The sequence below is a fragment of the Paraburkholderia solitsugae genome (genome assembly GCF_013177695.1).
Taxonomy (GTDB): Bacteria; Pseudomonadota; Gammaproteobacteria; order Burkholderiales; family Burkholderiaceae; genus Paraburkholderia; species Paraburkholderia solitsugae.
The window spans coordinates 1-26,199 of the sequence record NZ_WOEY01000124.1 but is presented as its reverse complement, the minus strand read 5'-3'; the positions used below and the strand labels follow the sequence as shown (position 1 = coordinate 26,199).

Sequence of the window (26,199 nt, the reverse complement as noted above, 5' to 3'; positions counted from 1 at the left end):
ACCCAGCAACGCGCGTGCTTAGTAATCCGCGTCTTCGATCCATGCAGCCTGAATCGCTTCGAGGATCTTCTCGTTCGACCGGTTAGGGTCGTCGTCGAAACCTTCCAGCTCGGTGACCCAGCGGTGCAAATCAGTGAAGCGCACCTGCTGCGGATCGATGTCCTGGTGCTTGTCAGTCAGGGCCATCGCGATGTCTTGCGTATCGGTCCACTTCATGGCTGCATCCTCCAGTTAGTGATTTTCCTTCGCGTGATTGATCGAGTAGCGCGGGATCTCGACGACCAGATCCTGCTCGGCCGGCACCATCGCCTGGCACGACAGGCGCGAGGCCGGTTCGAGCCCCCACGCCTTGTCCAACAGATCGTCCTCGTCTTCCTCGGACGGCGTCAAGGCGGCGAAACCCTCACGCACGATCACGTGACAGGTTGTGCACGCGCAGGACTTCTCGCACGCGTGCTCGATTTCGATGCCGTTATCGAGCAGCGTGTCGCAGATGCTCTTGCCGGGCACGGCGTCGATCACCGCGCCTTCCGGGCACAGTTCGACGTGAGGCAGCACAACGATTTGAGGCATACATTTTCCGTTTGGGTCTGCGGCACGGCGGCCGCAAACAGGCTCCGTACCATTTTACTGGCGCCGCGCGGACTTTTTAAGTCCGAGTGGCGCGGTTCATTGCCGGCTGGCGCGCATGGCGCGGCCACGCCGCGAGGCTCAGATCTCGTCGAGCTTACGGCCGGCCAGCGCGCGGCGAATGCCCTTGTTCATGCGGCGAGCGGCGAACTCGTCGGTGCCTTCGGCGAGCGTTTTGGTCGCGGCTTCGATCGCGTCGACGTCATCGCTTTGGGCAATGTTGCGCAAAGCGGTGAGCAGCGTGTCGAGTTCGGCGCGCTCACTGTCGTCGAGCAATTCAGCGTCGGCGGCCAGCGCCGCGTCGGTCGCTTCGACGAGACGGCGCGCTTCGACTTGCGCCTCGCGCAGTGCCCGAGCGCGCATGTCGATTTCCGCGGTCGAGAAGCTCTCTTCGAGCATCCTGGCGATGTCGTCGTCGGCGAGACCGTAGGATGGCTTGACCACCACCGATGCTTCCACGCCCGAGCCCTGTTCGCGCGCGAACACCGACAGCAAACCGTCCGCGTCGACCTGATACGTGACGCGAATCCGCGCCGCGCCGGCGGCCATCGGCGGGATGCCGCGCAGTTCGAAACGCGCGAGCGAACGGCAATCGTTGACGAGCTCGCGCTCGCCTTGCACGACGTGGATCGCCATGGCCGTCTGGCCGTCCTTGAAGGTCGTGAAATCCTGCGCACGGGCGACTGGAATCGTCGAATTACGCGGGATGATCTTCTCGGTCAAACCGCCCATCGTTTCGACGCCGAGCGACAGCGGAATCACGTCGAGCAGCAGCCAGTCGTCACCGTCCGCGCCGCGATTGCCCGCAAGCAGATCGGCCTGGATCGCCGCGCCGAGCGCGACCACCTGATCCGGATCCAGATTGATGAGCGGCGGCTGGCCGAAGAACGACTCGACTGCGCGGCGAATCACCGGCATGCGCGTCGCGCCGCCAACCAGCACCACGCCTTTGATGTCCTTGGTGGCAACCTTGGCGTCGCGCAGCGCTTTTTTCGTGGGCCCAAGCGTGCGTTGAACCAGTGCCTGAGTGATGGCCTCGAAAGTGGCCTCGTCGATCGTCAGATCGATCTGAGCGCCGTTCGAGAGCTTGGCTTGTACCTTTGCATTCGGCGCATCAGACAGGGCCTCCTTGGTCACGCGTACGCTGTCGAGCAGCAGGCGGACGTCTTCCGGCGCGAGCGTTTGCGGCGCGATGCCGGCCTGCTCCAGCACATGGCGATACAGCGCATGGTCGAAATCGTCGCCGCCGAGCGCGGAATCGCCGCCCGCCGCGAGCACTTCGAACACACCCTTGGTGAGCTTCAGAATCGACAGATCGAAGGTGCCGCCGCCGAGGTCGTAGACGGCGTAAAGGCCTTCAGAGCCGTTATCGAGGCCGTAGGCGATCGCAGCCGCGGTCGGCTCGTTCAGCAGACGCAGCACGTTCAAACCGGCCAGCCGCGCGGCGTCCTTGGTCGCCTGGCGCTGCGCTTCGTCGAAATACGCAGGCACCGTAATGACCGCGCCGACCAGCTCGTCGCCGAGCGTGTCTTCGGCGCGCTGGCGCAGCGTCGCGAGAATTTCCGCCGACACTTCGACCGGGCTCTTCACGCCATCGACGGTACGGATCTGCACCATACCGGGCGCGTCGACGAAATCGTACGGCGCGTTTTCGGCGCCTTCCACTTCCGCCTTGCCGCGGCCCATGAAGCGCTTCACCGACACGATCGTGTTGCGCGGATCAGTCGCGGCTTCGGCCTTGGCCGTGCGGCCGATACGGCGGCCGCCCTTTTCCAGGTAACGCACCACCGACGGCAGCAGCGCATAGCCGTCCTCATCGGGCAGCACGTCGGGCACGCCGCTGCGCACGGCGGCGACGAGGGAGTTGGTGGTGCCGAGATCGATACCGACCGCCAGACGCCGCTGATGGGGCGCCGGCGCCATGCCGGGTTCGGAGATTTGCAGTAGGGCCATCTGGATCTTCTCGGGGCCGCTGGGCCCCGTCCTGAATTTTCGCGTTGCTGGATGTAATGCTACGGCTGCTATCGCTACCTGTTCATGCACGGCGCCGACTCGCGCCTCTACGCCGGACCGCTAGTTCTCGAGCCGCTCGATCTGTGTGCCGATTTCCGACGCCACCCGCTCGATGAACATCAACTGCCGCACCGCCTCGCCCGCCGCCTGATTCGCGCCGCTGTCGAGCAACGCGCCGAGCTTGTCGAAACGCATCCGCTCTTCGTCGCGCAGTTCCGTCAGCAAGGCGTCGAGCGCGTCGACGTTCTTAGCCGCCGCGGCGTCCTCAATACCTTCGCGCCACTCCATCTGCTGCATCAGGAACGCCGGTTCCATCGCCGTATTGTTATGCGTGTCGACGTCGATACCGCGCAAGTGCAGCAGATAGGTTGCGCGCTTCAACGGATCGCGCAGCGTCTGATACGCCTCGTTGGTGCGCGTCGCCCATTGCATCGCGATGCGCTTTTGCGCGTCGCCGGCCGCCGCGAAGCGGTCCGGATGCACTTGCGCCTGCACGGTGCGGTAGGCGTGATCGAGCGTCGATGCGTCGAGCGCGAATTGCGCCGGCAGATCGAACAGGTCGAAGTGGCTGTCGTTCAGCGAGGCCATCGGATAGAAGGAGTCCGTTCGGGAAAGCGCACCGGAGTGCAGGCTAAAAACGCAGGTTACGCAGGTCGAAAGCGCGCAGCGGGATTCAACGGCAAAGACGGCCGCAAGACATCAACCCGGATGCGCGGATCAAACTAAAAAGGCGGCACGCGCCGCCTTTGATCCGCCGCACGCGGAAATGAGCCGATTTACACGCGGAACGATTCGCCGCAACCGCACTCGTCCTTCACGTTCGGGTTGTTGAACTTGAAACCTTCGTTCAACCCTTCGCGAGCGAAGTCGAGTTCGGTGCCGTCGATATAGGCGAGGCTCTTCGGGTCGACAATGATCTTCACGCCGTTGCAATCGAACACTTCGTCTTCGGGCGCGAGTTCGTCCACGTACTCGAGCTTGTAGGCCAAACCCGAGCAACCGGTCGTGCGCACGCCCACGCGCAGCCCGACACCCTTGCCGCGACGAGTCAGATACTTCTGGACGTGCTGTGCTGCCTTTTCGGTCAACGTAATTGCCATAGCGTTTCTCATTGCGCCGCGCGCGTTCGTCACTCGTGTGCTTACTAACGCGCCGCTACCCTGTCTGCATCAAATATCGCTCATGCCGGACCGTGCTTTTACTTGCACCGCCCGCTTCGACTCACTTAAGTGAGTACTCAAATGAGCACTCGAAAGAGCACTCAAGCACGCGCTCGACTGCCGCTTACGCGTGTTGCTTGTCGCCTTCGACGACCGCTTCACCGTGGCGTTGCTTGTAATCGGCGACCGCTGCCTTGATCGCGTCTTCCGCGAGGATCGAGCAGTGGATCTTCACCGGCGGCAACGCCAGTTCTTCGGCGATCTGCGTGTTCTTGATCGACATGGCCTGATCGAGCGTCTTGCCCTTCACCCATTCGGTGACGAGCGAGCTCGACGCGATTGCCGAACCGCAGCCGTACGTCTTGAACTTCGCGTCTTCGATGATGCCGTCCGCGCCCACGCGGATCTGCAGCTTCATCACGTCGCCGCAAGCCGGCGCGCCGACCATGCCCGTACCGACCGCATCGTCGTCTTTCTCGAAGGAACCGACGTTGCGCGGATTTTCGTAGTGGTCCAGAACCTTTGCGCTATAAGACATGATTACACTCCTTGTTTCGTTTCAACCTGCATTCGTTGCTTGTTCGACAATAAGCGCGACGCTAAGCGTTGGCGCGTCAGTGCGCAGCCCACTTGATCGTCGAAATATCGATCCCGTCCTGGTGCATTTCCCACAGCGGCGACAGATCGCGCAGCTTCGAAATCTTGGTCTTCAACAGGTTGATCACGTAATCGACATCCTGCTCCGTCGTAAAACGGCCGACCGTAAAACGGATCGAGCTATGCGCCAGTTCGTCGTTACGGCCCAGTGCGCGCAGCACGTACGACGGTTCCAGCGAAGCCGACGTACACGCCGAGCCCGACGACACCGCCACGTCCTTCACCGCCATGATCAGCGACTCGCCTTCGACGAAGTTGAAGCTGATGTTCAGGTTGTGCGGCACACGCTTTTCCATGTCGCCGTTCACATAGGTTTCTTCCATGTCCTGCAGGCCGCGCAGCAGACGGTCGCGCAGCATGCGAATGCGCTCGTTTTCCGTTGCCATTTCTTCGCGTGCGATGCGGAACGCTTCGCCCATGCCGACGATCTGGTGCGTGGCCAGCGTGCCCGAACGCATACCGCGCTCGTGACCGCCGCCGTGCATCTGCGCTTCGATACGGATACGCGGCTTGCGGCGCACGTACAGCGCGCCGATGCCCTTCGGACCATACGTCTTGTGGGCCGAGAACGACATCAGATCGACCTTCAGCTTCTGCAGGTCGATCTCCACCTTGCCGGTAGCTTGCGCCGCGTCGACGTGGAAAATGATGCCCTTTTCACGGGTGATCTCGCCGATCGCCTCGATGTCCTGGATCACACCGATCTCGTTGTTCACCGACATCACCGACACCAGAATCGTATCCGGGCGCAGCGCGGCCTTGAACTTCTCAAGGTCGATCAGACCGTCGTCCTTCACATCCAGATACGTGACTTCGAAGCCTTCGCGTTCGAGTTCGCGGCAGGTGTCGAGCACAGCCTTGTGCTCGGTCTTCACCGTGATGATGTGCTTACCCTTGCTCTTGTAGAAGTGCGCGGCACCCTTGATCGCGAGGTTGTCCGACTCCGTTGCGCCCGAGGTCCAGATGATTTCACGCGGATCGGCATTCACCAGCGCGGCGACATTCTCGCGCGCCTCTTCGACCGCACGCTCCGCAGTCCAGCCATACGAGTGGCTGCGCGATGCGGGGTTGCCGAACTGCTCACGCAAGTACGGAATCATTTTGTCCACCACGCGCGGATCGACCGGCGTCGTCGCGCTGTAGTCCATGTAAATGGGCAGGTGGAGAGTGTCGTTGTTCATCAATTGCTCCGGGGACGTCATTGCTCTGGCTTCTGGGTTCCTGATCAGGCTGCGGTGCGTTCAGATTGCCGCGCCTAGGAGCCGGCCATGTTGAAAACTGAATTAGGCCCTTTCGGCACGACGCGTGCGGGTTCGACCGCCGGCGCCTCGTTACGCCGGTCACGCAACACCGCCGGCGCACCTTCACGCGAACGCTGCTGATCGACCAGGTCTTTCAGGGAGACCGAATCCAGGTACTCGACCATTTTCTGGTTCAGCGTCGACCACAATTCGTGCGTCATGCAGTGGCCGTCGTGCTGTTTGGTGCCTTCGCACGAGCCCTTGCCGCCGCATTGGGTGGCATCGAGCGGTTCGTCGACCGCGATAATGATGTCGGCGACGGTCACGTCTTCAGCGCGGCGGGCCAGATTGTAGCCGCCGCCCGGTCCGCGCACGGACTCGACGATTTCGTGGCGACGCAGCTTGCCAAACAGCTGCTCGAGATAAGACAGGGAGATATGTTGGCGCTGGCTGATACCCGCAAGCGTCACCGGGCCCTGCTCCTGGCGCAGTGCCAGGTCAATCATCGCCGTGACGGCGAAACGGCCTTTCGTGGTGAGTCTCATATGGTGTGGGAACCGCAATTCTCGACAAGTTTGGTCAAGTATAAATACATGAGTGAATTAGTCAAGTATCCCTATTGTGATTTGGGTCATTTGCTTAATTGCTGGATAAGCCGGTCAAGCTGCGCCGGTAAGCGCGCGGTCGACCGGCCAGACTCATGCCACGCTCATCCAGCCAATTGGGGACGCAACGCTGCGATCAGCCCGCGGCAGGCGGCTTCGCATTGATCCAGCACCTGCTCGAAACCTTCGGCACCGCCGAAATACGGGTCGACGACTTCGCGGGCGCCGCCCCAGCGACCATCCGCCTCCGGTACGAACTCCATCAGCAGCCGGATTTTGTCACGCTGCTGCGCTGGACAAACCTGGCGTAGCTCGGCGACGTTTTTGTCGTCCATCGCGATCAGGAGGTCGAAGCGCTCAAAGTCTGCTGCCGCAATCTGCCGTCCGCGCAAAGCAGCCAGCGCATAACCTCGCCGGCCGGCCGCCTGTTGCGCGCGGTCGTCAGGCGGCTGGCCGATGTGCCAGTCACCCGTGCCAGCGGAATCGATCAGAATGCGCTCCGCAAGCTTCGCCTCGTCGACCAGATGGCGCATCACACCTTCCGCGGTCGGCGAACGGCAGATGTTCCCCAGGCAGACGAAGCAGATGGACACGGTTTTCATCAGAGGCTTTCGGGCGCCAAACGCGCGTGGATCGGCAGTCAGGAAACGGTGCCGCGATTATACAAAGTTGAACCAAATCGCGCCGGAGGACACACGCTCCAGCCTGCGCCCGGATTCGGCAGCGACTGAGGCGATGGATCGCGGCGCACGATCAGCTCCCGCCGCGCTTAAGACGCTTCGGCCAGCGGCATTGCCGCTACAGCGCGCATGGGTTTGGCCGGCAACGTCGCCGCACTGTCGACCATGCCGTACGAGACGGCACGCGCCAGCTCCGCGGTCAGTTGATCAGCGGCGAGCGGGGCTTGCGAGGCACGCGAAACGGCGTCGCCGCAAATGTGCAGATAGCCTGCCGCAGCCAGCGGCACAACGATGGCAAAGGGCCAGTACACCGATATTATCTTTTTCATGATGTGGTTTCTTCCGATTAGGGGCTCGTGAGCTCATGACCCACTATGCCCAGTCGAAATCCTATAGAAATTCGCAATCGGGAAAAACCCACTGAAGCGAGATACAGCGTTGCGCTGAATAGAACAGTGCATTGACTGCTTTGCCGCGCGCGAGGTTGATCTGCGTCGCGGCATGAAAAAGAAATCCTTACAAACACATACAAAGCTGGCGCGACAGTTAGCGATAATGACTGTCTTACAGACGTGAAATCTTCGCACTGGTCTTCCAAATGAAACGTATGGCTTCACTCGTCGGCCTCACGGCCGCCGCGCTGCTAGGCGGCTGCGCAGTTTATCCGGACGGTACGCCGATGGTCGGCAACGGTTATGGCGGCGGTTACAGCAGCTATGAAGGCTACGACGGCTATGCCACCGGCGTGCCGGTTGTGCCGCAAACCAACGCCTACATGGGCTACAGCAATGACTCGGGCCCGGGTTATTACGACGGGCCGGGTCGCTATTACGGGCCGGGGCCGGGCTATCGGGGCTACCCGGGATATCCGGGATATCCGGGATATCCGGGATATCCGGGATATCAGGATCGGGGGCGGCCGAATAACGGCAACTATGGAAACAACGGTAACCGCGGAGACAACGGCGGCTGGCACGGTCAGCCGAACGGCGGCGGCCCACGTGGCGGCCCACCGCCTCAAGGCGCGGTGGGAGGCCCAAGAGGACCGAGTGGATCTGGCGCGCCTCGACCGGGTGCAGGCAGCCAGCCGCCACCTCAGCAAGCAGGTAATAGCGGTGAGCGCGGCAATGGAGGCAATGCGCCAGCCAGAGGCAGCTACAGCCGCCAGCCAGGAATGTCGGACCATTGATCCGACAGGGAACGGCAATCTACAACGACTGTGCCGCTCGCTCAGCCAATATGGCTGCGTTGCGCGGCATATAGCTCCCTGAACGTACGGCCGACCGGAGCCGGCATATCGCGCGTATTGGTCCAGCCCGCGCCGCCCAGCGGCAACCGGGAGATCGATCGATTTCGCCCACCCATTCTTTCCATTACGCGAACAGCCAGCTTGGTGAAGAGCGCATAAGCATCCGGGTGCAAGGCGAGGAACCCCCATACCGCCAGCCCTGCCCGCTCACGCCACGGGCGCAGATGCCGCTCGACCTGCTTCTCGCGCAACTTGCGCAGCAGATCGGACAACGGAATCCCCACCGGACATACGCTATTGCACTCGCCGCACAGGGTCGCCGCCTGAGGCAGATCCAGCGCTTTGTCGATCCCGACGTAGCTCGGCGTCAGCACCGATCCCATCGGCCCCGGATACACCCAGCCGTAGGCATGACCGCCCACCTTCTGATACACCGGACAGTGGTTCATGCAGGCGCCGCAACGGATACAGCGCAGCATCTCCTGGAAGTCGCCGCCAATCAGCCCCGTGCGCCCACCGTCGACCAAGACCACATACATATGCTCGGGACCGTCCTGATCACCCACGCCGCGCGGCCCAGTCAGCAAGGAAAAATAGTTCGACGTCGCCTGACCGGTTGCCGAGCGCGGCAAAAGACGCATGGCCGTGGCCAGATCTTCCAGCGTGGGCAACACTTTCTCGATGCCGGTCACCGCCACATGCACGCGCGGCATCACCGTGCACATACCCTCGTTGCCCTCGTTCGTGACCAGCACGACCGAACCCGTTTCCGCCACCACGAAGTTGCCGCCGGTCACGCCCATGTCCGCGGTCATGAAGTGCGGACGCAGCATCTCGCGCGCTTCGCGGGTCATGTCGGTGATCTCGGTCAGACGTGGCCGGTCGTGAGTTTTCGCGAAAAGGTCGGCGATCTCGTCCTTATCCTTATGGACGACCGGCGCGATGATGTGGCTCGGCGGCTCGTCGTCGTTGATCTGCAGAATGTATTCACCCAGATCGGTTTCGATCGACTGCACGCCCATCTGCCCGAGCACTTCGTTCAGGCGCATTTCCTCGGTGACCATCGACTTGGTCTTGATCACCTTCTTTACCTCGTGCCGGCGCGCAATATCGCCGACTAGGCGCGCGGCCTCCTGCGTCGTCTCGGCGAACAGGACCGTGACGCCGCGCCGGCTTGCTTCACGTTCGAAGGTCTCGAGCCAGACGTCGAGATTGTCCAGCGCGCGATTGCGGCGCTCCTTCAGCGCGGCGCGGGTTGCGGGAAAATCGATCGCGGTCATGGCCTCGGCGCGGGCCGACACGAACTTGGTCGACAGCTTGGTCAGGTTCTGCTGCAGACGCTGGTCGGCGAGCTTCTGGCCCGCGCGGGCCTTGAAATGCATCGATTGGACTTGCATGGCGGCCTTGAACGTAATCGGGTGAGATGCGCGAGTGAGATGCGTGAGTAAAACGCGCCAATGAACATCGCGAATGTAGTGCACGAGTGAAGCGCGCGAAATGGACTGTGCCGAATCAGGTGCGTCGGTCTGGGCGCGGCGATGATTCTTAAACGTCGCCGGCCAGCACCTGGGCGATGTGCAGCACGCGCGTGGTGCTATCGCCGGTGCGCCGCAAGCGGCCTTCGATATTCAGCATGCAGCCGAGATCGCCGAGCACGACCGTGCCGGCGCCGCTCGCGCCGATATTCGCGCATTTCTCGTCGACGATCGCCGTCGAGATGTCGCCGTACTTGATCGCAAAGGTGCCGCCAAAGCCGCAGCAGTGCTCGCAATCCTTCATTTCGGTCACCGCCACGCCCACCTGCGCCAGCAACGCCCGCGGCTGCGCCTTGACGCCCAGTTCGCGCAGCCCCGAGCAGGAATCGTGGTACGTGACCTGGCCCGAGAACTCGCTCGGCTGCAATTGCACCTTGGCCACATTGACAAGGAAATCCGTCAACTCGAACACTTTGGCCCGCAACCGGCCAAAGCGGTTCATCAGCTCCGGATCGTCGGCAAACAGGTCGCCGTAATGCGCCCGGATCATGCCGCCGCACGAACCGGACGGCACCACGACGTAGTCGAACTGTTCGAACTCGCGCAACGTTTTCTCCGCCAGGTCGCGCGCGATGCGCCGCTCCCCCGAGTTGTACGCGGGCTGCCCGCAACAGGTTTGCGCGGGTGGCACCACCACCTCGAAACCGGCGCCTTCGATCAGCTTGATGACCGAAAAACCGATCTCCGGACGCATCAGGTCGATCAGGCAGGTGACGAACAATCCGACTCGCATGAGCCCTCCTTCGGGAAAACGTCCCTGATTATCCGCTGTTTGCCGCACAATACCAACGGCCGGAAGGCATAGGACGAATCCCACGTTAAATTGGAATAGGCCTTCCAGGCGCTTTCCTTCTTTTCACAATACGGGATACAATCAATTTCCGCTGTTTGACGCGCCAACCGATTCCTCCCATGAGCGATACGAACCCGGATCCCAAAACTTCGATCCAGGTGATCGAACGCATGATGCGCTTGCTCGATGCACTTGCTGCGCATAGCGACCCGGTCAGCCTGAAAGAACTCGCCATCCGCACGGAGCTGCATCCGTCCACCGCGCACCGCATCCTGAACGACATGGTGATGTGCCGGCTGGTCGACCGGTCGGATCCCGGCACCTACCGTCTCGGTATGCGCCTGCTCGAACTGGGCAATCTGGTGAAGGCGCGGCTGTCGGTACGCGACGCGGCGCTCACGCCGATGCGCGAACTGCACCGTCAAACCGGGCAGACAGTGAACCTGTCGGTACGTCAGGGCGACGAGATCGTCTATATAGAACGCGCCTACTCCGAGCGCTCCGGCATGCAGGTGGTGCGAGCAATTGGCGGGCGCGCGCCGCTGCATCTGACCTCGGTGGGCAAACTCTTCCTTGCCGCCGACGAATCGACCCGCGTGCGGGCTTATGCCACGCGCACCGGCCTGTCCGGCCATACACAGAACAGCATCACCGATCTGACCAAGCTCGAACGCGAGTTGTCTCACGTGCGGCAGCAGGCGTGCGCGCGCGATAACGAAGAACTGGAACTGGGCGTGCGCTGCATTGCAGCGGGGATTTACGACGACACCGGCAAGCTGGTTGCGGGCCTGTCGCTGTCCGCCCCGGCGGATCGCTTGCAGGACTCGTGGCTGGGGCAGCTCAGCCAAACGGCATTGCTGATTTCCGAGTCGCTGGGTTATCGCCCGCAGACACCGCAGCAGCACGCGCATCCCCAGCACGCATAAGCTGGCGGCTGCGTCCTTCTGCGGCCCAATGAAAAAGCCTCGCACTGCGAGGCTTTTTTGCTGGCCGGTCCGAAAACCGGCCGCTAGAGCTGGCTAGCGCGCTTCAGGTGCCCGGGCCGCCGGCGTCCGCGCTGGTGATGCGCGCCTGATCGCCACCATTGTCGAGCCACGTGCGCAGACGCGTTGCGTCCGCGAAGCGCGAGTATTTGCCCGACGAATCGAGTAGCACCACGATCATCGGACGGCCGTGAATGGTGGCCTGCATCACGAGGCACTCACCCGCTTCGTTGATGAAGCCGGTCTTCTGCAGACCGATGTCCCACGACGGGTTGCGCACCAGCGCGTTCGTGCTGTTATAGGCGATCGAACGCTTGCCGGTGTAGACCTCGTAACTATGATCGGTCGAGAACTGGCGGATCATCGGATACTGATAGGCCGCGTTGACCATCTTCACCAGGTCGCGCGCGCTCGACACGTTCTCGCTCGTCAGACCCGACGGGCTTTCGAAATGCGTGTCCGTCATGCCGAGTTGCTTGGCCTTGGCGTTCATCGCTGCGAGGAAGGCCGGGCGGCCGCCCGGGAAGTAACGCGACAGCGCTGCAGCCGCGCGGTTTTCCGAGGCCATCAGCGCGATGTGCAGCATGTCTTCACGCGAGAGCACCGAGCCGACCGAGAGGCGCGAACCGGTGTTCTTGATGTAGTCGCGGTCTTCGTCCGTGACTTCAATCTGCTCGGTCAGCGGCGCCTTCGAGTCCAGCACCACCATCGCGGTCATCAGCTTGGTAATCGACGCGATGGGCACCACGGCGCGCGAATTCTTGTCGAACAGCGATTCGCCGGTGTTCTGATCGATCACGTAGGCAACGCTTGAGCGCAGCATCAGCGCGTCCGGCGTGTCGTGCAGACCGAAAGCCTGGCCGACGGTAGGCTGACGCGGTTCGTACGCGACGCGGCGCACCACGGAGTGGTGGCGACCGTTCGACGTGTACGTCACGCGCTTGCGCTTGACACTCGTGCGCGGCGCGTCGTCGCCCGCGGCGGCAACGGGCTTCACCGCTGCGCCGTTGGCAGCCTTCTTGCTCGACACTTTGTCGGCAGTGGCTGCGGTGGGCTTTTTGGCCGCTTTCGCGTGTTTGGAAGTTTTTGCAGTCGCGGCCGGCGTGTCGGCGGCGGACGTAGCGGCAAAAGCGCTGACGGGCGTGGCGAACGCCGCTGCGATGACCATGGAGGCGGCCACCGACAGAGCGGTGCTGCGGGCCGCGCCGTGGATCACTTTTAGCGACGAAAACATGTCGGTTTTCATGGGTGTTCGGTAGGGAGCGGCAAGAGGTTTCCGCAAGTGTAGTAAAACAACGAAAAATTAGCAATTTGAAGCACTTATACGCGCTCCTTAAACCGGCTTGTAAGCTCCGATCGCAAAAACACAAATAAGTGCCGCGCTTCGATCGAAAAAAACGATCGCCAGCGCGCTTCGTCTCGCCTTTGCCACCACATGCCGGAATCGAGGTGATTCTTTCAGCATAACGGCAATTTCGAGACAACCTTGATCAGGGGAAATACGGTCTGAGCGCTGGCATGTAAAGCCTTGCCGGCGCGCCGGAACGTCGCAAGGGCCTCGCTGCAGGCTGTTAAACACCTGCTGGAGACCGCCACGCGCATTCGACCGGCATAGAGCATTAACGTTCCGTGACACTTTCTGGTTTACATCGAGATGGCCAATTGATGGATTTTTTGTCAAACCTGACCTGACTTTCCAGCAAAGGCCGATCCCCGCCTGCGGTCAAAATCTCTCCTGAAATCGGTAACAAATGCAGATCCATCCCGCACCAGCGCGGTGCAACGAGTAAATTGCCTTGCGTCATCTGAATGTCATGCCTACTGCATAAGGTGCTGTTTTATCAGCAATTTGTTGACATTGTGCGGCGCACAAAAACCGCTTGACATTCTTTGTAGCCATCCTAAAATGGGAACCATTGCTGCGATGCACAAAACATCGCGGTCCGGGGAGACGACCTTAAAGCGTCTCGCCACTAACCCAATGCGGTCCGCACAGACAGGCCGCGATCCAGGAGCGTAAACCATGACTCTGCTGACCCCTGAGCAATTCGCTGCAGCCCAGAAAGCCAACTTTGAAACGTTGTTCGGCCTGACGACCAAGGCATTTGAAGGCGTCGAAAAGCTGGTGGAGCTGAACCTGCAAGTCGTGAAATCGACACTCGCGGAAAGCCAGGAAAATGCCCAACGCGCACTGTCGGTGAAGGACGCGCAGGAATTGCTGGCCCTGCAAGCAAGCCTTGCACAGCCGGTGGCTGAAAAGGCGCTGTCGTACGGCCGTCACGTGTACGAAATCGTGTCGGCAACGCAAGGTGAATTCACCCGCGTCGCTGAAGCCCAATTCGAAGAGCAAAACCGCAAGGTCCAGTCGCTCGTCGAAAACGTTGCGAAGAATGCCCCGGCCGGTTCGGAAACCGCTGTCGCCGTGATGAAGTCGGCTATCACTGCCGCCAACACCACGTACGAAACGGTCCACAAGGCAGCCAAGCAAGCTGTCGAAATCGCCGAAAGCAACTTCAACGCAGCCGCAACGGCCGCATCGAAGGCAGCATCGCAAGCCGCTGCACAAGCATCGCGCTCGGCCAAGAAGGCAGTCTAAGTTTCAAGCCGCATGTCACGCCGGCCCGCCTCACGGCTGGGCCGGCGCGATTGTAGCAACAGCGTACAAGCAACAGCGTCGTGCCGTTGCCGCTCACACGGTTTCACCAGGCCGAACGCTCCGATACGTTGAATAGCGTATCGTTTGCCCGGCGAAAGGCCGGGATTTTTTTTCCCGCTGCCTGAGGTGTGCGGCGCGTGGTTCATGCGTCGTTTCACGACAAACGCTCTACGCTGCTTGCTATAAAAAAACGGCGCGCCCTTTGCGGGGCGCGCCGTTTTTTTTGCCTCTGCTTTGGGCCCACCTGCAAGCAGGCGGACCCAGCGGCATTACTTCTTTTTCTGCGGCGGCAAGTCGGTGCAGACGCCTTCGTACAACTCGGCGGCCATCCCGATCGATTCGCCGAGCGTCGGATGCGGGTGAATCGTCTTACCGATATCCGTTGCATCCGCACCCATTTCGATCGCGAGACAGACTTCGCTGATCAGATCGCCCGCGTTCAGACCGACGATCCCGCCGCCGATCACGCGATGCGTTTCTTCGTCGAACAGCAGCTTGGTGAAACCTTCGTCGCGGCCGTTGGCGATTGCGCGGCCCGAAGCGGCCCACGGGAACACCGCTTTGCCGTACTTGATGCCCTCGGCCTTAAGCTGATCTTCCGTCTTGCCGGCCCACGCCACTTCCGGATCGGTGTAGGCCACCGACGGAATCTGCATCGCATCGAAGTACGCCTTCTCGCCGTGAGCCACTTCAGCGGCGACGTGAGCTTCATGCACGGCTTTATGCGCGAGCATCGGCTGACCCACGATATCGCCGATCGCGAAGATGTGCGGCACGTTGGTGCGCATCTGCTTGTCGACGTCGATGAAGCCGCGATCCGTTACCGCGACGCCGGCCTTGTCCGCGCCGATCCTCTTGCCGTTCGGCGAACGGCCGACGGCGACCAGCACGAGGTCATAGCGTTGCGCTTCGGCCGGGGCTTTTTCGCCTTCGAACGACACATAGATGCCGTCGTCTTTCGCTTCCGCCGCGGTGGTCTTGGTCTTCAGCATGACGTTGGCAAAACGCTTGCTGTTGTACTTCTCCCAGACCTTGACCAGATCTCGATCCGCACCGGTCATCAGACCGTCGAGCATTTCGACCACGTCGATCTGTGCGCCGAGCGTCGCATACACCGTCGCCATTTCCAGGCCGATGATGCCGCCGCCGATCACGAGCATGCGTTGCGGAATCTGACGCAGTTCGAGCGCGCCGGTCGAATCGACCACCCGCGGATCTTCCGGAATGAACGGCAGCTTCACCGCTTCCGAGCCTGCGGCGATGATCGCCTGCTTGAACTGGACGACCTTCTTGCCGCCTTCGGTCTGCACTTCCATGTGATGCGGATCGACGAACGAGCCGTTGCCCGTCACGACTTCGACCTTGCGCATCTTGGCCATGCCGGCGAGACCGCCGGTGAGCTTCTTGACGACGCTCGACTTGAAGTCGCGCAGCTTGTCCAGATCGATTTGCGGCTTGCCGAACGTAATGCCATGCGCGCCGAGCGCTTCCGCCTCGTCGATGACGAGTGCGGTATGCAGCAGCGCCTTCGACGGGATACAGCCGACATTCAGACAGACGCCGCCGAGCGTGGCATAACGTTCGACGAGCACCGTCTTCATGCCGAGGTCGGCCGAGCGGAACGCAGCCGAGTAGCCGCCGGGGCCTGACCCGAGCACGAGCATGTCGCACTCGATGTCCGCGTTGCCGGAGAAGCTACCGGCTTGCGGAGCGGGCGCGGCCGCCTTCGGCGCAGCAGCAGCTTGCGCGGGCGCTTTCTCAGGTTCTTTGGCCGGGGCCTTCGGAGCCTCTTTAGCCGGCGCCACGTCTGCCGATGACTCGACCAGCGCGATGACCGTGCCTTGCGAGACTTTGTCGCCGGCTTTGACGCGTACTTCCTTGACTGTGCCGGCGGTATCGCTCGGCACTTCGATGGAGGCCTTATCGGACTCGAGCGTCATCAGCGCCTGTTCGTTCTCGATGACATCGCCCGGTTTGATATTGACTTCGATGACATCGACGTCCTTGAAGTCACCGATATCCGGCACTTTTACTTCGACGAGACTCATAGTGTCCCCTTCTCTTATTGATCGTGATGAGGCGAAGAACTCACTCCAAAACAGCCTAAAAGCTAGCGGCACGGCGAACAGAAACATCCTTTGCTGTCCGCCCAAGGACGCGCCTTTCTTTTGCCTACTTTTCTTTGGAAGACGCCCCGCAGGAAGTACCCTTGGGGTGCAAAGAAAAGTAGGTGCCGCCCCGCACAGGGGCGACACTAATAGACCGATAAGAAAGCAAGTTCAGCGAGAAGCGCGGATAACCGCCAAAACCGCGCCGCGAGCAAAAAACCTCAAACCACGATCAAAGAATCACACGCCGAAAATCGGCAAGAATCGCACCCAGATAAGCATTGAACCGCGCTGCCGCAGCGCCATCGATCACCCGATGGTCATACGACAACGACAGCGGCAGAGTCAGCCGCGGCACAAACTGCTTGCCATCCCAAACCGGCTTCATCGCACCACGCGACAACCCAAGAATGGCGACTTCAGGCGCGTTAATAATCGGCGTGAAGTTCGTCCCGCCAATCCCACCGAGCGAAGAAATCGAGAAGCAACCACCTTGCATCTGATCCGGCTTCAGCTTGCCATCACGCGCGGCCTTCGACAGCTCGGCCATTTCCTTCGCGATATCGATCAAACCCTTCTTGTCGGCATCGCGAATCACCGGAACGACGAGACCATTCGGCGTATCGGCAGCAAACCCAATGTGGTAGTACTGCTTGAACACAAGGTTATCGCCGTCGAGGCTCGCGTTGAACGTCGGGAATTGCTTCAAAGCGGAAACAACCGCCTTGATCACGAACGCCAGCATCGTGATCTTCACGCCGGCCTTTTCGTTTTCCTTGTTCAACTGCACGCGCAGCGCTTCGAGATCGGTGATGTCCGCTTCGTCGTTGTTGGTGACGTGCGGGATCATGACCCAGTTGCGATGCAGATTCGCGCCCGAGATCTTCTTGATGCGCGACAGCGGCTTCGGATCGACCGGACCGAACTTGGTGAAGTCGACCTTCGGCCACGGCAGCAAATTCAACTCGCCGCCACCCGCGCCTGCCGGTGCGGCAGCGCCTGCCGGCGCAGCACGCTGCCCCGTCATCACGCCCTTGATGAAGCCGGTCACGTCCGCTTGCGTAATACGGCCCTTCGGACCCGTGCCCTGGACTTGCACCACGTCGACGCCGAGTTCGCGCGCGAACTTGCGCACCGAAGGCGACGCGTGGCTCGCACGCCGCGCACCACCCTCGCCGGCCGGAATCAGCGGCGCCTGCGCGAGCGCTGACGGCGAAGCCGGAGCAGGCGACGGAGCAGCCGGCGCATCCGAAGGCTTCTCGAGCGCAGCCTGCTTCGGTGCCGGTGCGGCAGCCGGTGCAGCAGCACCATCCGCTTCCAGCACGACGATGACCGAGCCTTCCGACACGTTATCGCCGACCTTGACCTTCACTTCCTTGACGACGCCGGCGGCCGAGCTCGGCACGTCCATGGTCGCCTTGTCGGATTCGAGCGTCACCAGCGACTGCTCTTTCTCGACGCGATCGCCGACCTTCACCGCGACTTCGATCACGGGGATGTCTTTGTAGTCGCCGATATCCGGTACTTTGACTTCTTGCAGACCACCGCCGCTCGCAGCCGGTGCAGGCGCAGCAGCCGGGGCCGCTGCGGGAGCCGGTGCAGCAGCAGGCGCCGGTGCCGGCGCGGCAGCAGCAGCGCCCGCCCCATCCAGCACGACGATCAGCGAGCCTTCCGACACGTTGTCACCGACCTTGACCTTCACTTCCTTGACGACGCCGGCAGCCGAGCTCGGCACGTCCATGGTTGCCTTGTCGGATTCCAGCGTAACGAGCGATTGCTCTTTCTCGACGGTGTCACCCGCCTTCACCAGCACCTCGATCACAGGAATGTCCTTGTAATCGCCGATGTCCGGCACCTTGACTTCGATCGCTTGACTCATTGTTAGTGTCTCCTGGGCCGCGCACGCCACCTGCCCTGTTGATCAGAGCAGGCGCGCACGCCGTGGCACACGGGGAATGATGCCTTAGACGGTCATCGGGTTGGGTTTGGCGGGATCAAGGTTGTACTTCTTGAGCGCCTCGGCGACGACCTTGCGTTCGATCGTGCCTTCATCTGCCAGCGCATTCAACGCGGCAACCGTGACCCAGTAGCGGTCGACTTCGAAGAAGTGACGCAGCTTTTCACGCGTGTCCGAACGGCCGTAGCCATCCGTGCCCAGCACGACGAACTTCTGCGGCACGAACGCGCGGATCTGCTCGGTCAGCGCGCGCACGTAGTCGGTCGACGCGATGACCGGACCTTGTGCGTCCTTCAACAGCTTCTCGACGTGCGAGAGCTTCTTCTCTTCGGTCGGGTGCAGCAGGTTCCAGCGCTGAACTTCGTGACCTTCGCGAGCCAGTTCGGTGAAGCTCGGCACGCTCCACAGGTCGGCAGCGACGCCCCAATCGTTCTTCAGCAGGTCGGCAGCGGCAATCACTTCATTGAAGATCGTTCCCGCGCCCATCAACTGAACGCGCGGCGCCTTCTTGTCAGCATCGGCCTTCTTGAACGAGTACATACCCTTGATGATGTCGGCCGCTACAGCGTCGCCCTGCGGAATCGCCGGGTGCTCGTAGTTCTCGTTCATCACCGTGATGTAGTAATACACGTCTTCCTGATCGGCAACCATGCGGCGCAGACCGTCTTGCATGATGACGGCGAGTTCGTAACCGAACGTCGGGTCATAGCTGATGCAGTTCGGCACCGAAGCCGCCCACAGCAGCGAGTGGCCGTCTTCGTGTTGCAGACCTTCGCCGTTCAGCGTCGTGCGGCCAGCCGTGCCGCCCAGCAGGAAGCCGCGCGAACGCATGTCGCCCGCCGCCCATGCCAGATCGCCGATACGCTGGAAGCCGAACATCGAGTAGAAGATATAGAACGGGATCATGATCTCGCCGTGCGTCGAGTACGACGTCGCGGCTGCGATCCAGTCACACATACCACCGGCTTCGTTGATCCCTTCCTGCAGGATCTGACCGGTTTCCGATTCGCGATAGAACATCAGCTGGTCGGAATCTTCCGGAATGTACTTCTGGCCTTCCTGATTCCAGATACCGATCTGGCGGAACAGGCCTTCCATACCGAAGGTACGCGATTCGTCCGGCACGATCGGCACGATGCGCTTACCGAGCGCCTTGTCTTTCAGCAGGATGTTGAGAATCCGCACGAACGCCATGGTCGTGGAGATCTCGCGGCCTTCGCCCGTGCCCTTCAGCAACGGCTCGAATGCAGCCAGTTCCGGCACCGGCAGCGATTCCGCCTTCTGACGGCGCGCCGGCAGATAACCACCGAGGTCCTGACGGCGGGCACGCATGTACTCGAGTTCCTTCGAACCTTCTTCGAACTTGAGGTACGGCACGTGGACGAGGTCGTCGTCGGAGATCGGCAGGCGGAACTGATCGCGGAATTTCTTCAGCTGATCGACGTGCAGCTTCTTCTGCTGGTGGGTGATGTTCATCGCCTGACCGGCTTCGCCCATGCCGTAGCCCTTGATCGTCTTCGCGAGGATGACGGTCGGCTGGCCCTGCGAGTTCGAGGCTTCCTGGAACGCCGCGTAGATCTTGTGCGGATCGTGGCCGCCACGGTTCAGGTTCCAGATGTCCTCGTCGGACCAGTCGGCGACCAGCGCCTTCAGTTCCGGCGTGTTGAAGAAGTGTTCGCGAACAAACGCGCCCGACTCCGACTTGTACGTCTGGTATTCGCCGTCGACGACTTCCATCATCCGGCGCATCAGCGCGCCCGACTTGTCGCGTTGGAACAACGCATCCCAACGGCTGCCCCAGATGACCTTGATGACATTCCAGCCGGCGCCGCGGAATTCGCTTTCGAGTTCCTGGATGATCTTGCCGTTACCGCGCACCGGACCGTCGAGGCGCTGCAGATTACAGTTGATCACGAACACGAGGTTGTCGAGGCGTTCGCGACCGGCCATGCCGATTGCGCCGAGCGATTCCGGTTCATCCGTCTCGCCGTCGCCGAGGAAAGCCCAGACCTTGCGGCCGTCGGTCTTAGCAATGCCGCGCGCCTGCATGTACTTCATGAAGCGTGCCTGGTAGATCGCCATGATCGGGCCGAGGCCCATCGAGACGGTCGGGAATTGCCAGAAGTCCGGCATCAGCCACGGGTGCGGGTACGACGAGATGCCCTCGCCGCCCACTTCCTGACGGAAGTTGTCGAGCTGGTTTTCGGTCAGACGGCCGAGCAGGAACGCGCGCGAGTACACACCCGGCGACGAATGGCCCTGCACGAACACGAGATCACCACCGTGTTCGGCCGACGGTGCGTGCCAGAAGTGGTTATAGCCGACGTCGTACAGCGTGGCGGCCGACGCGAACGAAGCGATGTGGCCGCCGACGTTCGTGTCCTTGCCCGCGCGCAGCACCATGGCGATGGCGTTCCAGCGCGTGTACGAGCGAATCCGGTGTTCGAGGTCCTGGTCGCCGGGAATCGGCGCCTGACGCGATACAGGAATCGTATTGATGTAGGGGGTGTTTGCAGAGAACGGCAGATGTTCGCCATGTACACGCGCGAATTCGATCTGCTTTTCGATCAGATAGTGAGCGCGATCGGGGCCCACAGCAGAAATCACGCCATCCAGCGCTTCCAGCCATTCGCCGGTTTCCTGGGGATCGTCGTCTTTTTCGGCAGCGACATATTTCATGACTTCGTCGGGTACAGCGGACATGCTCGTCTCCTGGGTTTAGAGGAACGCTCTTTGAACAGACGACGCGGACGAAGCACGACCGCGGCAGCTTCGGCCGATTGTAATAAGGGTCCCGACGTCCGCGCAACAAAATTTTCAAATTACGAGATCGATTCTCATAATGCGGAAAATTGTTGCGGCGCAACCTGATTTGACTGCCGATCGACGGATACGTCGGCTAGTTTGCGCCGAATAACGTTACTTTCAGCGCTTTTTTGCGCCATTTGCTAGTGACTCGCTGCGCTACAATGCCACGCATGTTGACCGAACGGCTTTTCGCTCGCTCGGCGCGCACCGCTGGTTCGCCGGCGGATTCGACGCCGTCCTCCCGCTGGCACCACGGACCGTGGTGGTCCAACTCCTATTTGCTCACGCCGCTGCTGTCGATCCTGGTTTTCCTGGTCGTCATGAGCCTGATTCTGTGGAGTCTGAACCGGCGCGAGCAGCAGCAGCAGGAAGACACGCTCTACCGTAATGTCGCGTGGGCGCAGCAGCAGATCCGCCTGTCCATGACGGGCGCGCAGGAACAGATTCAGGCCCTCTCCCGCGACCTCGTCGCCGGCCACGCCGATCCGCATTCATTCCAGGTGTCCACCACGGACATCATGCAGGGGCATCCTGAGATCCTCTACATGAACTGGTACACGAGCCAGCAGCAGCCGCGCTGGCCCAATACCGCACTCCCCGTGTTCGGCCAGCGCCTCGCCAAGCCGAACGACGCGCAGATGGACGAAGCGGTCAAAGCCGCCTTCAACGAGGCGCGCAATACACGCCGCCAGGTGTACTCGCCACTGATCTACGACGACGTCGGCAACGGCTACATCACCCTGCAGACGCCGGTCTACCGCGACCGCGACTTCCTCGGCACGATTGCCGCCGTGTTCTCGGTAGAAGGGATCCTGAAGCACGACATTCCGCCCGAGTTGTCGGCCAAATACAAAATCTCGATCATCGACGTGAACAACCGCGAGTTGACCACCACGTCAACCCGGCCGCGGCTGCCGCGCGACATGTTCTACGATCTACCGCTCGACCCGCCGGGCCAGGGCATCTCGGTACGCGTCTACGCGTTCCCGCAGATGACCAACTTCACCAACAACACGCTGGTCTGGCTGGTGGCCGGCCTGTCGTGCTTTGTGTTGTGGAGCCTGTGGAGCTTGTGGAAACACACGCGGCAACGCTTCGAAGCGCAGCAGGCCCTCTATGCCGAAGCGTTTTTCCGTCGCGCGATGGAAAATTCGGTGCTGATCGGCATGCGCGTGCTCGACATGCACGGGCGCATCACACACGTGAACCCGGCGTTCTGCCGCATGACCGGCTGGGACGAAAGCGATCTGGTCGGCAAGAACGCGCCGTTCGCTTACTGGCCGCGCGACGCCTACCCTGAGATGCAACGCCAGCTCGACATGACGCTGCGCGGCAAGGCCCCCTCTTCGGGCTTCGAGTTGCGGGTGCGCCGCAAAGACGGTTCGCTGTTCCATGCGCGGCTCTATGTGTCACCCCTGATCGACAGCTCGGGGCGCCAGACCGGCTGGATGTCGTCGATGACCGACATCACCGAGCCCAAGCGCGCGCGCGAAGAACTCGCCGCCGCGCACGAGCGCTTCACGACCGTGCTCGAAAGTCTCGACGCAGCCGTCTCCGTGCTGGCCGCCGACGAAGCCGAACTGCTGTTCGCCAACCGCTACTACCGCCACCTGTTCGGCATTCGCCCGGACGGCCATCTGGAATTGGCGGGCGGCGGGTTCGATAGCGCACAGGCGTCGTCTGATTCGATCGATATGGTGGATGCCTACGCGGGCCTGCCCGCAGCCGCGTTGACCGAAAGCACGGCCGACGCGCAGGAAGTCTATGTGCAGAGCATCCAGAAATGGTTCGAAGTGCGCCGCCAGTACATCCAGTGGGTGGACGGCCACCTCGCGCAGATGCAGATCGCGACCGACATCACCACCCGCAAGCAGGCGCAGGAACTCTCGCGACAGCAGGACGAGAAGCTGCAGTTCACCAGCCGCCTGATGACGATGGGCGAAATGGCCTCCTCGCTCGCGCACGAACTGAACCAGCCGCTCGCCGCGATCAATAACTATTGCTCAGGAACCGTAGCACTGGTTAAATCCGGTCGGACGACGCCTGACAATCTCTTGCCCGTGCTCGAGAAAACCGCCCAACAGGCGGTGCGGGCCGGCATGATCATCAAGCGCATTCGCGAGTTCGTGAAACGCAGCGAGCCGAAACGCCAGGCGACGCGCGTGGCCGATATCGTCGCGGACGCGGTGGGTCTCGCCGAACTCGAAGCGCGCAAGCGCAAGATTCGTATCGTCACCGATCTGCGCTCGCGCCTGCCGGTGATCTACGTCGACCCGGTTCTGATCGAGCAGGTGCTGGTGAACCTGCTGAAGAACGGCGTCGAAGCCATGCACGATGCGCGCCCGAATGCGGTCGACCCGGTGATTCGCGTGGTCGTACGGCTGGAGGGCGGGTTTGTCTGCATCAGCGTCGTCGACCAGGGACCTGGCGTCGACGAAGCGACAGCCGAGCGTCTGTTTGAACCGTTTTACAGCACCAAGTCCGATGGTATGGGCATGGGGCTGAACATTTGCCGTTCGATTATCGAATCGCACCGCGGCCGTCTGTGGGTGGTCAACAACGTCGAATCCGACGGCCACATCACAGGCGCCACGTTCCATTGCAGTCTGCCAATTGGGGAGCCTGACGGCCCGAGCAACGGCGGGTCAGAGGCGCCGACACCACAAACCGTTACGGGAGAGCTATGAACAGCCCAGTCACCACACAGGAAACTGTCTTTGTCGTCGACGACGACGAGGCCGTACGAGATTCGCTGCGCTGGCTGCTGGAGGCGAACGGCTACCGCGTGCAATGCTTCTCCAGCGCCGAGCAGTTCATCGACGCATGGCAGCCGCATACGCATCCGGGCCAGATCGCTTGTCTGATTCTCGATGTGCGGATGTCCGGCATGAGCGGGCTCGAGTTGCAGGAACGCCTGATCGCCGACAACGCGTCGTTGCCGATCATCTTCGTGACGGGCCACGGCGACGTGCCGATGGCCGTGTCGACGATGAAGAAAGGCGCGATGGACTTCATCGAAAAACCGTTCGACGAAGCCGAACTGCGCAAGCTGGTCGAGCGCATGCTTGACAAGGCCCGCAGCGAAAGCACCAGCGTGCAGCAGCAACGCGCCGCCGCCGAACGTCTGGGCAAGCTGACCGCGCGTGAGCATCAGGTGCTCGAGCGCATCATTGCCGGCCGCCTGAACAAGCAGATCGCCGACGACCTCGGCATCAGCATCAAGACGGTCGAAGCGCATCGCGCGAACATCATGGAAAAGCTCAACGTCAACACGGTCGCCGATCTGCTGCGACTGGCGCTGTCGAACAAGCCGCAACCCGCGCAATAACCGTGAACGTCGCGACCGCCGCACACGCCACGGGTCGCGACTGAGTGTCAACGGCCGGACTGTCGAACAGTCCGGCTCGCTTCATCTTCCCCCGCCCTTCCTCCCGCTTCGCAGCAACCACGCGCGGCATGGTTCGACGCATCCGCATCCGTTAATCAATACGCATTACTCAGCATGCGCTTACGTCGCGCGGCAATAATTTCTTTCCTCAGACAAGATTGACAAGCCCGTCTGTGTCCCTTAATTTACGCAGAATTCCTTAGCAGGGATCGCTGATGCCGGATGCGCACAGGGCAGATGAACTGCAGTTGTCGTACTCGGCATCGCCAGGCGGTGCAAAGCAGGTGAAGTGGCATAGCCGCTCCGCTGGCGTATGTGTCATATCGATCGGTTCGGCCACACCCAGGCCATCCGCCGCCCTCTTCACTACGTTCCACATTTCATTGCGCTAGAGCAACGCAGCATGCGCTGCGCATCGACTTCGCGCGTCTAACACTACCGGGAGGATTTCATCGTGAAACGATCCGGAACACGCCGTTCGCGTGTGTTGCTTATCTGCGCCGCACTCGCAGGTGCGCCGCTCTTCATTGGTCTCGCTGCGCCAACCGCCGCTTATGCGCAAAGCGCTACGAAAATATCCAACCAGCAACTCGATTCGTTGACCGCACCCGTTGCGCTCTATCCCGACGCGCTGCTCGCACAGGTGTTGATGGCCGCCACCTTCCCGCAAGACGTGCAGGCCGCGGCCGGATGGTCGAAAGCGAACTCGAAGCTGCAAGGCGACGACGCCGTCAAAGCCGTCGCGTCGGAACCGTGGGATCCGAGCGTGCAGTCACTGGTCGCTTTCCCGCAAGTCCTCGCGACGATAGCGTCGAAACCCGACTGGGTCTCGCAACTCGGCAACGCCTTTCTGGCCCAGCCGAACGACGTGATGGACTCCGTGCAACGCTTGCGCAAACAGGCGCAAGCCGCCGGCAATCTGAAGACGAGTTCACAGCAGAAGGTCGTGGTCGAGCAAAGCACGATTCAGATCGTGCCGGCCAATCCGCAAGTGGTGTACGTGCCGACGTATAACCCGACTGTCGTCTACGGTACGTGGCCCTATCCCGCCTACCCACCCGTGTATGTCCCGCCGCCTCCGGGTTACGCAATTGCCGCCGGCTTCGCGACCGGCCTTGCGTTCGGCGCAGGTGTCGCCGTTGCCAATTCGCTGTGGGGCGGCTTCAACTGGAACACGCATGACGTCAACATCAACGTGAACCGGTACAACAACATCAATGTGAACAACCGGATCAATGTGAATAGCAGCACGACGAACTGGAACCGCAACACCAACGTCAACAACGTCAACAACGTCAACAACGTCAATCGCAACCTCAACAACACCAACGTCAACCGCAACGTCAACAACAACCTTGGCGGTACGCAGCGCGATGCCTACCGCGGCCGTGACGACACTGCCCGTGCCCAGGCACAGCAGACCTTGCAGAATCGCACCGGCCAGAACCTGAGCGGCAGCGCGAGCCAGCGCGTGCAGGGGATTCACCAGGGCGGCACCGCGAACACCGATCTGCAGAACCGCGCGCAGAACACCAATCGCGATAACGCGCTGCGCGGCGCCGGTGACGGCAATACCGCGCGGCAGGACACGCAACGTGGCGAGGCGAGCCGCAACGCAGCCGCGAACCGGTCCGGCAGCGGCGGTCTCGGCGCCAACGGCGGCGGCCAGCAACGCACAAGCGGCGGCCTCGGTGCAAACGGCGGGGGCGTTCAGCGCACCAGCGGCGGCGGCAGAC

Annotated in this window: 22 protein-coding genes; 6 read left to right on the top strand and 16 right to left on the bottom strand. The window is 61.6% G+C overall.

From position 1 onward, the window contains the following. Positions 1-18 precede the first annotated feature (18 nt). The 10 genes from iscX to GNZ12_RS31005 all read right to left on the bottom strand — a co-directional run bounded on the left by iscX (position 19) and on the right by GNZ12_RS31005 (position 7,315). The gene (gene iscX / locus GNZ12_RS31050; protein WP_007181290.1) at positions 19-216 is read right to left on the bottom strand and encodes a Fe-S cluster assembly protein IscX; all 198 of its coding nucleotides are present in this window, start codon (positions 214-216) and stop codon (positions 19-21) included. Positions 217-231: 15 nt separating this feature from the next. Continuing rightward, positions 232-573, bottom strand: a complete 342-nt coding sequence (gene fdx, locus GNZ12_RS31045; protein ID WP_074282931.1) for an ISC system 2Fe-2S type ferredoxin — start codon at positions 571-573, stop codon at positions 232-234. Between the two features lie 138 nt (positions 574-711). Further along, positions 712-2,583 (bottom strand): Fe-S protein assembly chaperone HscA, encoded by a 1,872-nt coding sequence (gene hscA / locus GNZ12_RS31040; protein ID WP_172315945.1) that lies wholly within the window; start codon positions 2,581-2,583, stop codon positions 712-714. Positions 2,584-2,703: 120 nt separating this feature from the next. Then, positions 2,704-3,231: a Fe-S protein assembly co-chaperone HscB gene (hscB, locus tag GNZ12_RS31035; RefSeq protein ID WP_172315944.1), complete on the bottom strand. Its 528-nt coding sequence runs from the start codon at positions 3,229-3,231 to the stop codon at positions 2,704-2,706. Positions 3,232-3,419: 188 nt separating this feature from the next. Beyond that, the gene (gene iscA / locus GNZ12_RS31030; RefSeq protein ID WP_028199494.1) at positions 3,420-3,743 is read right to left on the bottom strand and encodes an iron-sulfur cluster assembly protein IscA; all 324 of its coding nucleotides are present in this window, start codon (positions 3,741-3,743) and stop codon (positions 3,420-3,422) included. 184 nt (positions 3,744-3,927) lie between these two features. Next, a complete protein-coding gene (iscU, locus tag GNZ12_RS31025; RefSeq protein WP_097389708.1) occupies positions 3,928-4,341 on the bottom strand; it encodes a Fe-S cluster assembly scaffold IscU in 414 nt (137 codons plus the stop codon). 76 nt (positions 4,342-4,417) lie between these two features. Continuing rightward, positions 4,418-5,641 carry an IscS subfamily cysteine desulfurase gene (locus GNZ12_RS31020; RefSeq protein ID WP_172315943.1) on the bottom strand — a complete coding sequence of 408 codons (1,224 nt, stop codon included), beginning with the start codon at positions 5,639-5,641 and terminating at the stop codon, positions 4,418-4,420. Positions 5,642-5,715: 74 nt separating this feature from the next. Further along, positions 5,716-6,246 (bottom strand): Fe-S cluster assembly transcriptional regulator IscR, encoded by a 531-nt coding sequence (gene iscR / locus GNZ12_RS31015; protein ID WP_028199491.1) that lies wholly within the window; start codon positions 6,244-6,246, stop codon positions 5,716-5,718. A gap of 164 nt (positions 6,247-6,410) precedes the next feature. Beyond that, positions 6,411-6,908, bottom strand: coding sequence for a low molecular weight protein-tyrosine-phosphatase (locus GNZ12_RS31010; protein WP_172315942.1), 498 nt, complete (start codon positions 6,906-6,908; stop codon positions 6,411-6,413). 167 nt (positions 6,909-7,075) lie between these two features. Continuing rightward, the gene (locus GNZ12_RS31005; protein ID WP_172315941.1) at positions 7,076-7,315 is read right to left on the bottom strand and encodes a hypothetical protein; all 240 of its coding nucleotides are present in this window, start codon (positions 7,313-7,315) and stop codon (positions 7,076-7,078) included. 269 nt (positions 7,316-7,584) lie between these two features. Here GNZ12_RS31005 and GNZ12_RS31000 point away from each other — a divergent pair, with 269 nt between their 5' ends. After that, positions 7,585-8,175 (top strand): hypothetical protein, encoded by a 591-nt coding sequence (locus tag GNZ12_RS31000; protein ID WP_172315940.1) that lies wholly within the window; start codon positions 7,585-7,587, stop codon positions 8,173-8,175. Positions 8,176-8,216: 41 nt separating this feature from the next. On the opposite strand, the gene GNZ12_RS30995 is transcribed toward GNZ12_RS31000, so the two are convergent. Both GNZ12_RS30995 and GNZ12_RS30990 read right to left on the bottom strand, forming a co-directional pair. Further along, complete coding sequence (locus GNZ12_RS30995) at positions 8,217-9,632, bottom strand: lactate utilization protein B (RefSeq protein WP_172315939.1); 1,416 nt, start codon at positions 9,630-9,632, stop codon at positions 8,217-8,219. A 148-nt stretch (positions 9,633-9,780) separates the two neighbouring features. After that, a complete protein-coding gene (locus tag GNZ12_RS30990; protein ID WP_172315938.1) occupies positions 9,781-10,503 on the bottom strand; it encodes a (Fe-S)-binding protein in 723 nt (240 codons plus the stop codon). A gap of 179 nt (positions 10,504-10,682) precedes the next feature. Here GNZ12_RS30990 and GNZ12_RS30985 point away from each other — a divergent pair, with 179 nt between their 5' ends. Beyond that, positions 10,683-11,489 (top strand): IclR family transcriptional regulator, encoded by an 807-nt coding sequence (locus tag GNZ12_RS30985; protein ID WP_074282921.1) that lies wholly within the window; start codon positions 10,683-10,685, stop codon positions 11,487-11,489. Between the two features lie 103 nt (positions 11,490-11,592). On the opposite strand, the gene pbpG is transcribed toward GNZ12_RS30985, so the two are convergent. Next, positions 11,593-12,792 (bottom strand): D-alanyl-D-alanine endopeptidase, encoded by a 1,200-nt coding sequence (gene pbpG, locus GNZ12_RS30980; RefSeq protein WP_172315937.1) that lies wholly within the window; start codon positions 12,790-12,792, stop codon positions 11,593-11,595. Positions 12,793-13,569: 777 nt separating this feature from the next. Here pbpG and GNZ12_RS30975 point away from each other — a divergent pair. Then, complete coding sequence (locus tag GNZ12_RS30975; protein ID WP_074282919.1) at positions 13,570-14,142, top strand: phasin family protein; 573 nt, start codon at positions 13,570-13,572, stop codon at positions 14,140-14,142. A 329-nt stretch (positions 14,143-14,471) separates the two neighbouring features. Here GNZ12_RS30975 and lpdA read toward each other — a convergent pair whose 3' ends face one another. The 3 genes from lpdA to aceE form a co-directional block, all read right to left on the bottom strand. After that, a complete protein-coding gene (lpdA, locus tag GNZ12_RS30970) occupies positions 14,472-16,250 on the bottom strand; it encodes a dihydrolipoyl dehydrogenase (RefSeq protein ID WP_172315936.1) in 1,779 nt (592 codons plus the stop codon). Between the two features lie 292 nt (positions 16,251-16,542). Further along, positions 16,543-18,189: a dihydrolipoyllysine-residue acetyltransferase gene (gene aceF, locus GNZ12_RS30965; RefSeq protein WP_172315935.1), complete on the bottom strand. Its 1,647-nt coding sequence runs from the start codon at positions 18,187-18,189 to the stop codon at positions 16,543-16,545. Between the two features lie 84 nt (positions 18,190-18,273). After that, positions 18,274-20,970, bottom strand: a complete 2,697-nt coding sequence (aceE, locus tag GNZ12_RS30960) for a pyruvate dehydrogenase (acetyl-transferring), homodimeric type (RefSeq protein ID WP_172315934.1) — start codon at positions 20,968-20,970, stop codon at positions 18,274-18,276. Positions 20,971-21,245: 275 nt separating this feature from the next. Here aceE and fixL point away from each other — a divergent pair, with 275 nt between their 5' ends. From fixL to GNZ12_RS30945, 3 genes are all read left to right on the top strand, one after another. Then, entirely contained in the window at positions 21,246-23,762 is a 2,517-nt protein-coding gene (gene fixL / locus GNZ12_RS30955) for an oxygen sensor histidine kinase FixL (protein WP_216673443.1), read from the top strand. Further along, a complete protein-coding gene (fixJ, locus tag GNZ12_RS30950; protein ID WP_011488992.1) occupies positions 23,759-24,403 on the top strand; it encodes an oxygen response regulator transcription factor FixJ in 645 nt (214 codons plus the stop codon). The genes fixL and fixJ overlap by 4 nt, the downstream gene beginning before the upstream one ends. 514 nt (positions 24,404-24,917) lie before the next feature. Then, positions 24,918-26,199: DUF3300 domain-containing protein (locus GNZ12_RS30945; protein ID WP_172315932.1), on the top strand; the 1,282-nt coding region annotated here is incomplete at its 3' end.

Bases quoted from the DNA above. Each gene is read 5' to 3' on its own strand.
- iscX (WP_007181290.1), bottom strand. From the start codon at position 216: ATGAAGTGGACCGATACGCAAGACATCGCGATGGCCCTGACTGACAAG.
- fdx (WP_074282931.1), bottom strand. From the start codon at position 573: ATGCCTCAAATCGTTGTGCTGCCTCACGTCGAACTGTGCCCGGAAGGC.
- hscA (WP_172315945.1), bottom strand. From the start codon at position 2,583: ATGGCCCTACTGCAAATCTCCGAACCCGGCATGGCGCCGGCGCCCCAT.
- hscB (WP_172315944.1), bottom strand. From the start codon at position 3,231: ATGGCCTCGCTGAACGACAGCCACTTCGACCTGTTCGATCTGCCGGCG.
- iscA (WP_028199494.1), bottom strand. From the start codon at position 3,743: ATGGCAATTACGTTGACCGAAAAGGCAGCACAGCACGTCCAGAAGTAT.
- iscU (WP_097389708.1), bottom strand. From the start codon at position 4,341: ATGTCTTATAGCGCAAAGGTTCTGGACCACTACGAAAATCCGCGCAAC.
- GNZ12_RS31020 (WP_172315943.1), bottom strand. From the start codon at position 5,641: ATGAACAACGACACTCTCCACCTGCCCATTTACATGGACTACAGCGCG.
- iscR (WP_028199491.1), bottom strand. From the start codon at position 6,246: ATGAGACTCACCACGAAAGGCCGTTTCGCCGTCACGGCGATGATTGAC.
- GNZ12_RS31010 (WP_172315942.1), bottom strand. From the start codon at position 6,908: ATGAAAACCGTGTCCATCTGCTTCGTCTGCCTGGGGAACATCTGCCGT.
- GNZ12_RS31005 (WP_172315941.1), bottom strand. From the start codon at position 7,315: ATGAAAAAGATAATATCGGTGTACTGGCCCTTTGCCATCGTTGTGCCG.
- GNZ12_RS31000 (WP_172315940.1), top strand. From the start codon at position 7,585: ATGAAACGTATGGCTTCACTCGTCGGCCTCACGGCCGCCGCGCTGCTA.
- GNZ12_RS30995 (WP_172315939.1), bottom strand. From the start codon at position 9,632: ATGCAAGTCCAATCGATGCATTTCAAGGCCCGCGCGGGCCAGAAGCTC.
- GNZ12_RS30990 (WP_172315938.1), bottom strand. From the start codon at position 10,503: ATGCGAGTCGGATTGTTCGTCACCTGCCTGATCGACCTGATGCGTCCG.
- GNZ12_RS30985 (WP_074282921.1), top strand. From the start codon at position 10,683: ATGAGCGATACGAACCCGGATCCCAAAACTTCGATCCAGGTGATCGAA.
- pbpG (WP_172315937.1), bottom strand. From the start codon at position 12,792: ATGAAAACCGACATGTTTTCGTCGCTAAAAGTGATCCACGGCGCGGCC.
- GNZ12_RS30975 (WP_074282919.1), top strand. From the start codon at position 13,570: ATGACTCTGCTGACCCCTGAGCAATTCGCTGCAGCCCAGAAAGCCAAC.
- lpdA (WP_172315936.1), bottom strand. From the start codon at position 16,250: ATGAGTCTCGTCGAAGTAAAAGTGCCGGATATCGGTGACTTCAAGGAC.
- aceF (WP_172315935.1), bottom strand. From the start codon at position 18,189: ATGAGTCAAGCGATCGAAGTCAAGGTGCCGGACATCGGCGATTACAAG.
- aceE (WP_172315934.1), bottom strand. From the start codon at position 20,970: ATGTCCGCTGTACCCGACGAAGTCATGAAATATGTCGCTGCCGAAAAA.
- fixL (WP_216673443.1), top strand. From the start codon at position 21,246: ATGTTGACCGAACGGCTTTTCGCTCGCTCGGCGCGCACCGCTGGTTCG.
- fixJ (WP_011488992.1), top strand. From the start codon at position 23,759: ATGAACAGCCCAGTCACCACACAGGAAACTGTCTTTGTCGTCGACGAC.